Annotated in this window: 9 protein-coding genes; 2 read left to right on the top strand and 7 right to left on the bottom strand. The window is 71.3% G+C overall.

What is annotated here, in order from left to right; all coding sequences use genetic code 11:
* Positions 1-61: 61 nt before the first annotated feature.
* The 5 genes from JGS39_RS27970 to JGS39_RS27950 all read right to left on the bottom strand — a co-directional run bounded on the left by JGS39_RS27970 (position 62) and on the right by JGS39_RS27950 (position 4,823).
* On the bottom strand, positions 62-865 hold the full coding sequence (locus JGS39_RS27970; protein ID WP_219572378.1) for an SDR family NAD(P)-dependent oxidoreductase: 804 nt from the start codon (positions 863-865) through the stop codon (positions 62-64).
* Complete coding sequence (locus JGS39_RS27965; protein WP_219572379.1) at positions 862-2,022, bottom strand: serine hydrolase domain-containing protein; 1,161 nt, start codon at positions 2,020-2,022, stop codon at positions 862-864. The genes JGS39_RS27970 and JGS39_RS27965 overlap by 4 nt, the downstream gene beginning before the upstream one ends.
* Before the next feature lie 202 nt (positions 2,023-2,224).
* Positions 2,225-3,004 carry an energy-coupling factor ABC transporter ATP-binding protein gene (locus JGS39_RS27960; RefSeq protein ID WP_219572377.1) on the bottom strand — a complete coding sequence of 260 codons (780 nt, stop codon included), beginning with the start codon at positions 3,002-3,004 and terminating at the stop codon, positions 2,225-2,227.
* The gene (gene cbiQ, locus JGS39_RS27955) at positions 3,001-3,762 is read right to left on the bottom strand and encodes a cobalt ECF transporter T component CbiQ (protein WP_219572376.1); all 762 of its coding nucleotides are present in this window, start codon (positions 3,760-3,762) and stop codon (positions 3,001-3,003) included. The genes JGS39_RS27960 and cbiQ overlap by 4 nt, the downstream gene beginning before the upstream one ends.
* Complete coding sequence (locus JGS39_RS27950; RefSeq protein WP_219572375.1) at positions 3,762-4,823, bottom strand: energy-coupling factor ABC transporter permease; 1,062 nt, start codon at positions 4,821-4,823, stop codon at positions 3,762-3,764. Before JGS39_RS27950 ends, cbiQ begins: the two co-directional genes overlap by 1 nt.
* A 187-nt stretch (positions 4,824-5,010) precedes the next feature.
* On the opposite strand from JGS39_RS27950, the gene JGS39_RS27945 reads away from it, so the two are divergent.
* Positions 5,011-5,376, top strand: coding sequence for an SsgA family sporulation/cell division regulator (locus JGS39_RS27945; protein WP_219572374.1), 366 nt, complete (start codon positions 5,011-5,013; stop codon positions 5,374-5,376).
* Positions 5,377-5,559: 183 nt separating this feature from the next.
* Here the strand turns inward: JGS39_RS27945 and JGS39_RS27940 are convergent, their stop codons facing one another.
* Positions 5,560-7,788, bottom strand: coding sequence for an MMPL family transporter (locus tag JGS39_RS27940; protein WP_219572373.1), 2,229 nt, complete (start codon positions 7,786-7,788; stop codon positions 5,560-5,562).
* 120 nt (positions 7,789-7,908) lie between these two features.
* Complete coding sequence (locus JGS39_RS27935) at positions 7,909-8,481, bottom strand: TetR/AcrR family transcriptional regulator (protein WP_219572372.1); 573 nt, start codon at positions 8,479-8,481, stop codon at positions 7,909-7,911.
* A 169-nt stretch (positions 8,482-8,650) separates the two neighbouring features.
* Between JGS39_RS27935 and JGS39_RS27930 the strand changes: the two genes are divergently transcribed.
* Positions 8,651-11,935: a S41 family peptidase gene (locus JGS39_RS27930; RefSeq protein ID WP_219572371.1), complete on the top strand. Its 3,285-nt coding sequence runs from the start codon at positions 8,651-8,653 to the stop codon at positions 11,933-11,935.
* The last annotated feature ends 362 nt before the right edge of the window (positions 11,936-12,297 follow it).

Raw genomic sequence — 12,297 nt, 5'->3', positions numbered from 1 at the left:
GGGCTTCCGGCAGGCACTCAGCGAGTAGCCGGGCAACCCGCCCGACGGGCAGCCCGCCCGGCTACTCGCTGAGTGCCTGCCGGAAGCCCGTGTTCACCGCGGTCAGCCCGCCGTCCACGCACAGCGTCGTGCCGGTGACCCACGCCGCGTCGGACGAGGCGAGGAAGGCGACGGCCGCCGCGATGTCCTCCGGTTCGCCGACCCGGCCGAGCGGGTAGAGGCCGCTCACCCGGGCCAGTTCGGCCTCGCGGCCCGCCCAGCCACCGGTGCGGACCGTGCCGGGAGCGACCAGGTTGACCCGCACCCCGCGCGGTCCTGCGTGACCGGCGAGGGTACGAGTCAGGCTCGCCAGGCCCGCCTTGGCGGCGCTGTAGGCGTGGTTGCCGAAGTCCTGCACCCCGTTGACCGAGCCGATGGACACGATCGCGCCCCGGCCGGACGCGGCGAGGTGCGGGAGGGCCGCCCGCGCACACCGGTAGGCGCCGCTGAGCGTGACGTCCAGGTCGCGCTGCCAGACCTCGTCCGGCTCGTCCTCGAAGAGCGCGGCGTCCGGGGTGCACGCGTAGGCGTTGTTGACCAGCACGTCGAGGCCGCCGAACAGCGAGACGGCATGCTCCACCGCCGCCTCGACGGCCGTCCGGTCGGCGACGTCGCAGGCCATTGGGTCCGCCTCGCCGCCGCTCTCCCGTATCTCCGCCGCCACCGCCTGTGCCCGGTCGCCGTCAAGGTCGGTGACCAGGACCCTGGCCCCCTCGGCGGCCAGCCGGCGGGCGGTGGCGGCGCCGATGCCCTGGCCGGCGCCGGTGATGAGGACGCGGTATCCGTCGAATCGCGGGAGAGCGGAGGAGAGCGCGGCAGAAGTCATAGCGCCGAACGTACTGCGCGCACCAGTGCCTGGGCACGGGGGTCGGCGGTGACTCCCTTCTGCAGACCGTTCGTCACATAGCCGAAGGCGATGCCGGATTCGGGGTCGGCGAACCCCAGTGAGCCGCCCCGCCCGGGGTGTCCGAAGGAGCCCGGGGCGAGCAGCGGGGCCGCCGGTCCGTGCAGCATGTAGCCGAGGCCGAAGCGGGTACCCACGACGAGGACCCGGTCCGGTCCCGCCGACTCCTCGGTGCGGGCCAGGGTGAGGGTGGCGGGGGCGAACAGCCGGTGGCCGTCGACCTTGCCGATCATCGCGGCGTAGCAGCGGGCCAGGCCGCGGGCGGTGGCGATGCCGTTGGACGCGGGGAGTTCGGCTGCCCGGTAGCCGGGGTCGTTCTCGTCGGGGAACGGGTCGATGGCGCCGAACGCCCGCCGGGTCAGCGAGTCCGGGTCGCGGTAGGCGTCGACGACCGAGCGCTTGGGGCGCATCCGCAGCGCGCCCGTGCCGTCGCCGGCGGGCGGTTCGACCGGGCCGATCCGGCCCACCCGGTGCGCCTCGTACGCCGGGATCCCGAACCAGAAGTCCAGGCCGAGCGGGCGGGCGATCTCCTCGGCGACCCAGCGGCCGACGGTCCGGCCGGTGACGCGCCGCACCAGTTCGCCGACGAGCCAGCTGTAGGTCTGCGCGTGGTAGCCGTGGTCGGCACCGGGCTCCCACTCGGGGCGCTGCGCGGCGACCGCGCGCGGCCCGCTCACCCCGTCGGCCGCCTCGTCGGGCGTCAGGGGGTGGTCCAGCGCCGGGACTCCGGCCCGGTGGGCGAGGAGGTGGCGGACGAGGACGCGTTCCTTGCCGTTCGCCTTGAACTCCGGCCAGTACGTGCCGACCGGGGCGTGCAGGTCGATCTGGCCGCGCTGGTGCAGGAGCAACGGGACGGCGGCGGCGATGCCCTTGCCGGCCGAGCGGACTACCTGCACGGTGTCGACGGCCCATGGTTCGGCTCCGTCGACATCTCTGGTGCCGGCCCACAGGTCGACGACCTTCTGCCCGTGCCGGTAGACGGTGACCGCTGCCCCGCGGTCGCCACGCTGTTCGAAGTTACGGATGAAAGCATCCCGGACCGGTTCGAATCCGGGCGCCGCCGTGCCCCGTACGTCCACGCCTGCTCCTGCGCTCCCGCTCATCCCCCCATGGTGCATTGCGCCGCAGGTCGCGGGTGGGGCGGGTCACCACATGTTCACCGTCACGGAACGCGAACCTTCACCGGCCGCGAACCCTCATCGGCCGCGACCGGTCACCGCCCGCGAACTCCCGCGCAACGCGAACCCTCACGGAACGCGGACCTTCACGCAACGCGAACCCTCACGGAACGCGGACCTTCACCGATCGCGGGTCGAACCCGAAGGGCAGCTCCAGCCGGTGCGCGCGCATCAGTTCCTCGTCGCACAGGAGGTCCTGGGTCCGGTCGTCGGCGGCGATGACGCCCTCGCTGAGGATGACCGCGCGGCCGCAGAGCTCCAGGGCGTACGGCAGGTCGTGCGTCACCATCAGCACGGTGACGTCCAAGGACCGCAGGATGTCGGCGAGTTCGCGGCGGGAGGCCGGGTCCAGGTTGGAGGAGGGTTCGTCCAGGACGAGGATCTCCGGCCGCATGGCGAGGACCGTGGCGACGGCGACGCGGCGGCGCTGGCCGAAGGAGAGGTGGTGCGGCGGCCGGCTCGCGTACTCCTCCATGCCGACCTGCTTCAGGGCCTCGGTGACGCGCTCCTCCAGTTCGGCGCCGCGCAGCCCGCCGGAGGCCGGTCCGAAGGCGACGTCCTCGCGGACGGTGGGCATGAAGAGCTGGTCGTCGGGGTCCTGGAAGACGATGCCGACGCGGCGGCGGATCTCGGCGAGGTTGCGCTTCTCTACGGGCAGTCCTGCGACGCGGACGGTGCCGGCGCCGGCGTCGAGGATGCCGTTGAGATGGAGGACAAGGGTGGTCTTGCCGGCGCCGTTCGGGCCGAGCAGGGCGACGCGCTCACCGCGGGCGACGGTCAGGTCGACGCCGAAGAGCGCCTGGTGACCGTCGGGGTAGGCGTAGGCGAGACCGCTGACCTCCAGGGAGGGCGGCGGAACGGGTGTGGCGGGGGGCTGGCTCATACAGTCCATCCCAGCAGACACACGACGAGGGCGAGCACGGGGAGTGCCGCGGCGTACGCCCACTGGGCGCGCGAGGCGGTCACCTCGTCGATGACGGGCATGGAACCGGTGTAGCCGCGGCTGACCATCGCGAGGTGGACGCGTTCGCCACGCTCGTACGACCGGATGAACAGGGCGCCCGCCGACTTGCCGAGGACACCCCACTGCCGTATGCCGCGTGCCTCGAACCCGCGCGAGCGGCGGGCGATGGACATCCGGCGCATCTCGTCGGTGATCACATCGCCGTACCGGATCATGAAGGAGGCGATCTGGACGAGCAGCGGCGGCAGCCGCAGGCGCTGGAGGCCGAGCAGCAGCGAGCGCAGTTCGGTGGTGGAGGCGAGGAGCACGGAGGCGGCGACGCCGAGGGTGCCCTTGGCGAGGACGTTCCAGGCGCCCCAGAGCCCGGGGACACTGACGGAGAGCCCGAGGACCTGCGTCTGCTCGCCGGGGACGACGAACGGCATGAGCAGGGCGAAGGCGACGAACGGCACCTCGATCAGCAGCCGCTTGAGGAGGAAGCCGGCGGGGACGCGGGCCACGGCGGCGGCGCCCGCGATCAGCAGCGCGTAGAGCCCGAAGGCCCATACCGCCTCGCGCGGGGTGGTGACGACGACCACGACGAAGGCGAAGACCGCGGCGAGCTTGCAGTGCGGCGGCAGGTCGTGGACCGGCGAGTGCCCGTGCCGGTAGAGCTTGTGGGCGTGCCCGGCGCCCATCAGACCTTCTCGTCGGTACGGGTGGCGGCAGCGGGCTCCTCGCCGGCCCGGCGGCGACGGCTGACCACGTAGAACGCACCGCTGCCGACGACGAGGGTGGCCCCGACGCCGATGATGCCGGCCAGTCCGCCGGAGAGCCGGGCGTCGGAGACGTCCTTGACGCCGTAGTCGGCGAGCGGGGAGTCCTTGGCGGCGTGGTCCTTGGCCTCCTTGTCGATGCCCTGGTCGGTGGCGACCTTCTCCAGGCCGTCCGGGTTCGCCGAGGCGTAGAAGGAGACGAAGCCGGCGAGGACCAGGGCGGTGACCAGCCCGGTGGCCCACAGGCCCTTGGTCGGACGGTGGGCGGGGGCAGGCGTGGGCGCGGCAGTGGGGGCGTCGACGAGTTCGCCGTCGATGCGGAGCTTGAGCGGGGCGGTGAGGCCGCGGGCGCCGTGGACCAGGTCGGGGCGGACGGCGATGACGGCGCCGACGGTCAGCGCGGTGATGGCGGCCTCGCCGAGGCCGATCAGGACGTGGACCCCGACCATCGCGGTGAAGACCTTGCCGATCGGGATGTCGGTGGTCCCGCCGATCCAGTACATCAGCGTGAAGGCGGCGGCCGCGGCCGGTACGGAGACCAGCGCGGCGACGAAGGACGCGGCGGTCATGGAGCGGCGGGTGCGCGGCAGCACGCCGACGAGCCCGCGGAACAGCGCGTACGCGACGACGGTGGTCACGACGCCCATGTCGAGGATGTTCACGCCGAGCGCGGTGAGCCCGCCGTCGGCGAAGAGGATGCCCTGCATCAGCAGGACGACGGATATACAGAGCACTCCGGTGTACGGCCCGACCAGGATCGCGGCGAGCGCCCCGCCTAGCAGGTGCCCGCTGGTGCCGGCCGCGACGGGGAAGTTCAGCATCTGCACGGCGAAGATGAAGGCGGCGACCAGCCCGGCCAGCGGCGCGGTGCGCTCGTTCAGCTCGCGCCTGGCCCCCTTCAGACTGACGGCGACGGCGCCGGCGGCCACGACTCCGGCGACGGCGGACACGGGGGCGTTGATGAATCCGTCGGGTACATGCATGGGGGAGGCTCCGCTTCCTGCGTTCCTGCATTGCTGCGCGGGGTCGTGAACCTCTCAATGATAGAGCCTTGTTGCGAACCATTCGCAAGAGCGGGGTTGTCACAACTGCCCAGAGTTCTCACAGTGCTCTTTTAGGAAAATATGGGACATTAGAGAACGAAGACGTACACACAGGAGGAGCCGGCCCATGTCCCCCGTGATCAAAGAACATGCCCGAGCCCGGCTCGTCACCGACGCCCGCGACCTGCCCGTCGTGCCCGTCGAGCTTCGCTACGACACCGCCACCGCCACCCCCGACACGATCCAGGTCGCCTTCCCCGGCGGCGAGCAGTGGGCCGTCCCGCGCGATCTGCTGGAGCGCGGGCTGCGTGCCCCCGTCGAACAGGACGGCCTGCGGATCTGGCCGTGCGGCCGGGTCCAGCTGGTCGTCGAGCGCCATACCGCCGACGGCGTCGAGGTGGTGCAGTTCGACTGCGCGCCACTGATCCGTTTCCTGCGGCGGACCCACAGCCGGACGATGACCGGAGCCAAACCCGAGGCCGCGCCCGCCTGATCCACGACGGCATGACGCCTGATCCCACGACGGCATGACGAGAGCCCCCGTGCACATGCGCACGGGGGCTCTCGTCGCCCCGGTCCCCCGTCCCCACAGGTAACCGGTGCTTTCCGGGGCCGCGCTCCGCTCAGACGCGGCCCCGGAGGTCAGCGGCTCATCGGCCGGCCGGTACGGGCCGGCTCAGACCCGGGTCAGCTCACGCGCGTCCCCGGCGTCCGGACCGGCGTCGCCGGCGGTGGTGTCGGCCAGCTCCTTGCGCAGGCCCTCACCCTCGACGTCCACGTTGGGCAGCACCCGGTCCAGCCAGCGCGGCAGCCACCAGGCACGCTTCCCGAGCAGCGCGAGGACCGCGGGCACGATGGCCATGCGGACGACGAACGCATCGAAGAAGACGGCGATCGCGAGCGAGAAGCCGATCATCTTGATCATCGACTCGCTGGATCCGATGAATCCGGAGAAGACCGCCATCATGATCACGGCCGCGGCCGTGACGACCCGGGCGCCGTGCTTGAAGCCGGTGACGATGGCCTGCCCGGGCTTCTCGCCGTGGACGTACGCCTCACGCATCCGGGTCACGAGGAAGACCTCGTAGTCCATCGCGAGACCGAAGACCACGCCCACCATGAAGATCGGCATCATCGACATGATCGGACCGGTCTGCTCCACCCCGAAGAGCGAGCCGAGCCAGCCCCACTGGAAGACCGCGACGACCGCGCCCAGGGCCGCGACGACCGAGAGCAGGAAGCCGAGCGCCGCCTTCAGCGGCACCAGGATCGACCGGAAGACCACCATCAGCAGCAGGAAGGCGAGGCCGACGACGAGCGCCAGGTACGGCAGCAGCGCGTCGTTCATCTTCTGCGAGAAGTCGATGTTCATCGCGGTGGCACCGGTGACCAGCACCTCGGCGCCGGTGTCGGACTTGATGTCCTTGCCCGCGTCGCGGATCGCGTGGACCACGTTCTCCGTCTCGACGGAGCTCGGCCGGTCCTTCGGGACGACGGTGATCATCGCCGCGTCGCCGGCCTTGTTGAAGGTGGCCGGCGTGACAGCGACGACACCCTTCATACCGGAGATCTCATCACCGACCTGCTTGGCCGCGGCCTTGCCGTCGGAGCTGTTCTCCGTGTCGACGACGACCAGCAGCGGGCCGTTGAAGCCGGGGCCGAAGCCCTCGGACAGCAGGTCGTAGGCGCGGCGCTGGGTGGTACTGGTGGGCTGGGAGCCGTCGTCCGGCAGGCCCATCTCCAGCGAGGCGGCCGGTACGGCGATGGTGCCGAGGCCGATGACACCGACCAGCAGCACCCACACCGGCTTGCGCAGCACGAACCGCGCCCAGCGGGTGCCCATGTTCGGCTTGGCGTCGGGCTTGTTCTCTGCCTCGGCGGCCTTGCGCGCCTTGCGTCCCATGACCCGCTTGCCCACGAAGCCCAGCATGGCCGGGACGAGGGTGAGGGCGATGAGGACGGCGATCGCGACCGTGCCGGCCGCGGCGAAGCCCATCTTCGACAGCATCGGGATGTTGACGACCGCGAGGCCGACGAGGGCGATGACGACGGTGAGCCCGGCGAAGACGACCGCGGAACCCGCGGTGCCGACCGCACGGCCGGCCGCTTCCTCGCGGTCCCGGCCCTCGGCCAGTTCGGCGCGGTAGCGGGAGACGATGAAGAGCGCGTAGTCGATGCCGACCGCGAGGCCGATCATCATCGCGAGGGTGGAGGTGGTCGAACCCAGGTCCAGCACGTTGGCCAGTGCGGTGATCGACGAGACACCGATCCCGACCCCGATCAGGGCTGTCAGCAGGGGCAGCCCCGCCGCGATCAGCGAGCCGAAGGTGATGACGAGCACCACCGCGGCCAGCGCGATCCCGATGACCTCGGTGGCGCCGGTCTCCGGCATCACCTGGAGCGCGTCACCGCCGATCTCCACGGTCATCCCGCTCTTCTGCGCCGCCGCGCCCGAGTCCTCCAGGGACTCCCGGGTCTCGTCGGTCAGCTCCATGGAGTTGACCTTGTAGGTCACCGAGACGTACGCGGTCGAACCGTCCTTGGAGACGGCCTTTCCGGCGTACGGGTCGACGACGGAGGCGATCTGGTCCGAGCCGGACTTCAGCTGGCCGGTGATCTTGTTGACGTCGGCCTTGTGGGCCGGGTCCGTCATCTTCTCGCCCTCGGGGGCCTTGAAGACGATGCGCGCGGTCGCGCCGTCGGCGCTGGACGCGGGGAATCGCTGTTCCAGCAGGTCGAAGGCCTTCTGCGCCTCCGTACCCGGGATCGAGAAGGAGCTGGAGGTGGCGGTGGACGCGGAGGCCGCGCCGAATCCGGCGAGCGCCAGCAGTGCCACCCAGATCAGGGCGACATAGCGGCGGCGCCGGAAGGCGAGCCGTCCGAGCTTGTAGAGGAATGTGGCCACGGAGGCGTACTCCCGGTCAGGTCGAGTGGAAATGGGCGTGAGGAACCAGCCCGACGACGAGAGCGGCGTGTCAGGTGGGGCTTGGGGAGAGGGCCGTGCGGGTGCCGTGGGGACGGCGGGTCAGACTCCGAGAGCGGGGAGGATCACGGAGTCGACGTAGTCGGAGAGGAACGCCTGGTCCACCGGGCGGTCCTCGACCAGTTGCCGAGCGGCGAACGCACCGATCAGCATGTGGGGCAGGTACTTCAGCGCCGGATTGTCCGGACGCACTTCCCCCCGGTCCACGGCTCGGCGCAACAGCGTGTCGAGACCGGTCATCTCCGGCTCGATCAGCAGCTCGCGCAGGGCCTGCAGAAGATCGGGGTTGTCATGGACGGCATGGCTCAGGCCCCGCATCAGCGCGGAGTCCTTCTCCATCTGACAGTCGTCACTACGGCCCAGGACGGCATGGAAGTCACCGCGCAGCGAGCCGGTGTCGACATCGCTGAGGGAAACGGGCTTGTTGTGCCGCATGGCCGTGACGACGAGCTCGGGCTTGCTCCCCCACTGGCGGTAGAGGGTGGCCTTGCTGGAACGGGTACGAGCGGCGACGGCGTCCATCGTGAGGGCGTCGTAGCCGACCTCGCGGAGCAGGTCGAGCACGGCGGCGTACAGCTCGCTCTCACGCTCGGGCGTGAGCCGTGTGCGTGCCATGGGTCGACCTCCTGTTCCTGAGCTCGCATGCGATTCGTACGTCAGTCAATCGAACGAAACTGTTTCGTACACATCGACGGTACCTCGCACGCCCAGCGAAACGAAATCGTTTCGCTTGTGTTCCGCACCACAAGTTGCCGCGGCCCACGCGCACCGAAAGCATTGGGGGGTGAGTGACGACGTCTCGTATCTCCGGTTCCCGCACCTCCACGAGGATCTGCTCTGCTTCGCCGCGGAGGACGATCTCTGGGTGGCCCCCCTCGCCCCCGAGGGCGAGGTGCCCGGGCGCGCCTGGCGTGTCACCGTCGACCGCACCAGAGTGAGCCATCCACGCTTCTCACCCGACGGAACCCGGATCGCCTACACGACCTGGCGCAGCCTGGACCCCGAGATCCACCTCGCGCCCGTCGCCGGCGGACCGGCCCGCCGCCTCACCTACTGGGGCTCGACGGACGCCCGGGTCTGCGGCTGGACCCCCGACCCCGGCGACAGCGCCCAGATCCTCGCCGTCTCCTCGCACCGGCAGCCGTTCTCGTACTTCTCCTGGTCCTACAGCGTGCCCACGGACGGCAGCCCCGGGGGCAGGCTGCCCTGGGGCCCGGTCTCCGACATCGCCGTCGCGGACATCGACGGCGAGCGCCGCACCCTGCTGCTCACCGGGAAGCCGCCGCACGAGCCGGCCGCCTGGAAGCGGTACCGGGGCGGCGCGACCGGACGGCTGTGGCTGCACGGCGAGCGGCTGCTCCCGGACATCGGCGGGCACCTCGACTCCCCGATGTTCGTAGGCGGCCGCATCGCGTTCCTCTCCGACCACGAAGGCGTCGGCAACCTGTACTCCTGCCTCCCCGACGGCACCGGCCTTCGCCGCCACACGGACCACGACGCGTTCTACGCCCGGCACGCCTCCAGCGACGGGCGGCGGGTCGTCTACCAGTGCGCGGGCGAGGTGTGGCTGGTCGACGACCTCGAGTCGCCCGATGCCGTGCCCCGGAAGCTGGAGGTCCGGCTCGGCGGCCCGCGCGCCGGCCGGCGCACCTACCAGGTACCGGCCGCCAGCAACATCGACTCCCTCTCCGTGGACGAGACCGGCCGCGCGAGCGCCGTCGCCGTACGCGGCAGCCTGTACTGGCTCACCCACCGCGACGGCCCCGCCCGCACCATCACGGACACCCCGGGCGTCCGCGTCCGGCTGCCGGAGATGCTGGGCAGCGGCGGTCAGGTCGCGTACGTCACCGACGCGGAGGGCGAGGACGCGATCGAGATCGCCTACCTGCCACGCGCCAGCGGCGACCGTGCACCGCGCCGGCTCGCCTCCGGCCGGGTCGGCCGGGTCCAGGAGCTGATCGCCGACCCGGACGGCGAACGGCTCGCGATCGCCTCGCACGACGGCCGTCTCCTGCTCCTGGACACCGACGAGGAGACGTCCACCGGCGAGCCCACCGAACTGATCCGCTCCGTCAACGGCCCGGTCCGCGATCTTGCCTTCTCCCCGGACGGTGCCTGGCTGACCTGGTCGCACCCCGGCATCGGCCGCTCCCTGCGCAAGATCAAGCTCGCCCGCATCCAGGGCCCCGGCGCCCCCACGATCGTCGACGTCACCAACGGCCGCTTCGAGGACGAGAACCCCGTCTTCACGGGCGACGGCCGCTATCTGGCCTTCCTCTCCTGGCGAGGCTTCGACCCGGTCTACGACGTGCACACCGGCGACCTCTCCTTCCCGCTCGGCTGCCGCCCGTACCTCGTCCCGCTCTCCTCGGCGACCCCGTCCCCCTTCGCGCTCTCCCCCGACGGACGGCCCGCCGCGGGCGGCCTGGACCCGGTGGACTCCGACGAGGCGGAGACGGCCGAGGGCTCCACGGTCACCGTCGAGTTCGAAGGCCTGGAGAACCGGGTCACCCCCTTCCCCGTCTCCGCCTCCAAGTACTCGGCGCTGTACCCGGTCAGCGGCGGCGGCCTCGTGTGGCTGCGCTGGCCGATCTCCGGCGCGCTCGGCGAGACGTTCGCCAACCCGGCGGACATGTCGGGGCGGCCCACCCTGGAGTACTTCAACATCGCCAAGGCGAAGAAGACCGAACTCGTCGACCACCTGGACTGGTTCGCCGTAAGCGGCGACGCCTCCCGCCTCGTCGTCATGGACGACGGCGAACTGCGCGCCGTCCCCGCCACCGAGCCCGGCGACAACGACTCCACGGTCTACCTGGACCTCCGCCGCATCCTGCACGAGGCCGACCCGCCGGCGGAGTGGCGGCAGGCGTACGCCGAGGCGGGCCGCATCATCCGCTCCTACTTCTGGGAGCCGGACATGTGCGGCATCGACTGGCCGGCGATCCTCGACCAGTACCGCCCACTGGTCGAACGGGTCGCCACACCCGACGAGTTCGCCGACCTCCTGCGCGAAGTCCTGGGCGAACTAGGTACGTCCCACGCCTACGTCTCCCCCGCCCGCCGCAACGAGGGCCCACCGCACTACCAGCGCGCGATCGGCCTGCTCGGCGTCAACTTCGTTTGCCGAGACGGCGCCTGGACACTCGCCCGCATCCTGCCCGGCGACTCCTCGGACTCCAAGGCCCGCTCCCCGCTGGCCGGTACGGGCATCCGCGAGGGCGCGGTCCTCACCCACGTCGACGGCCGCCCCGTCGACCCGGTGGCAGGCCCCTACCCCCTGCTCTCCGCGGCGGGCGGCACCACGGTCGAGCTGACCTTCAGGCCCGCCGAGGGCGAGGGCCGCTCCCGCCGCGTCGCGATCGTCCCGCTGGTCGACGAACGCCCGCTCCGCTACCAGGACTGGGTCGCCAAACGCCGCGAGGTCGTCCGCGACCTGAGCGGCGGCCGCTGCGGCTACCTCCACATCCCCGACATGGGCGGCTCGGGCTGGGCCCAGTTCAACCGCGATCTGCGTCTGGAGGTCTCCCGCCCGGCCCTGATCGTCGACGTACGCGGCAACGCGGGCGGCCACATCAGCGAACTGGTCGTCGAGAAACTCACCCGTACGATCCTCGGCTGGGACCTCACCCGCGACGCCCAGCCGGTCTCGTACGCCTCCAACGCGCCCCGCGGCCCTGTGGTCGCCCTGGCCGACGAGGCGACGTCCTCCGACGGCGACATGATCACCGCCGCGTTCCGCCTCCTGAAGCTCGGCCCGGTCGTGGGCCAGCGCACCTGGGGCGGGGTCGTCGGCATGACCGGCCGTCACCGCCTGGGCGACGGCACGGTGATCACGGTGCCGATGAACGCGGCCTGGTTCGACACGTACGGCTGGTCGGTCGAGAACCACGGCGTCGAACCGGACCTGGAGGCCCTGCGCACCCCCCTCGACTGGGCGGAGGGCCGCCACGCGGTACTCGACGACGGAGTCAGGGTCGCCCTGGACCTCCTGGCCGCACACCCTCCGGCGACGCCTCCGACGTACGACACGGCCCCGGACCGGCGACGGCCGCCGCTGCCGCCGCGGTAGGGGTCGGAGCGGTGAGCTTCGAGATCCGAGCCCCGAGATTCCGGATCCGAGCTCCGATCCCCGAGCTCCGCAAGGCCCTGTTCACTCTTTCGTGGGTACGTGACGGAGGCTCGGCCCGAGTCTCGGACCTCGGGATCCGAGCGTCGAGTTCCGGGTTCCGAGATTCGAGCGACGCCTGACAACCGGTAGGTAAAAGAAGGAGGTTAGGGAAATCCTCCCCACCTCCCCACCCCGTAACGGCGAGCAAGTGTGACAATTTGTGACCGACTTGCGGCGCAGCGTCGCGACTGCTTACGGTGCCCACGACGTAGCGACCCCGACGCGGTGTTGATGCACCGGCCGGGGTCTCACCCCAAGATCGA

This window comes from Streptomyces poriferorum, assembly GCF_019399235.1.
GTDB classification, from domain to species: domain Bacteria; phylum Actinomycetota; class Actinomycetes; order Streptomycetales; family Streptomycetaceae; genus Streptomyces; species Streptomyces poriferorum.
The sequence above is the reverse complement of the archived record's forward strand: the minus strand, read 5'-3'. Positions and strand labels throughout refer to the sequence as shown.

Coding starts and splice junctions, on each gene's coding strand:
- JGS39_RS27970 (WP_219572378.1), bottom strand. CDS start 865: ATGACTTCTGCCGCGCTCTCCTCCGCTCTCCCGCGATTCGACGGATAC.
- JGS39_RS27960 (WP_219572377.1), bottom strand. CDS start 3,004: ATGAGCCAGCCCCCCGCCACACCCGTTCCGCCGCCCTCCCTGGAGGTC.
- cbiQ (WP_219572376.1), bottom strand. CDS start 3,762: ATGGGCGCCGGGCACGCCCACAAGCTCTACCGGCACGGGCACTCGCCG.
- JGS39_RS27950 (WP_219572375.1), bottom strand. CDS start 4,823: ATGCATGTACCCGACGGATTCATCAACGCCCCCGTGTCCGCCGTCGCC.
- JGS39_RS27945 (WP_219572374.1), top strand. CDS start 5,011: ATGTCCCCCGTGATCAAAGAACATGCCCGAGCCCGGCTCGTCACCGAC.
- JGS39_RS27935 (WP_219572372.1), bottom strand. CDS start 8,481: ATGGCACGCACACGGCTCACGCCCGAGCGTGAGAGCGAGCTGTACGCC.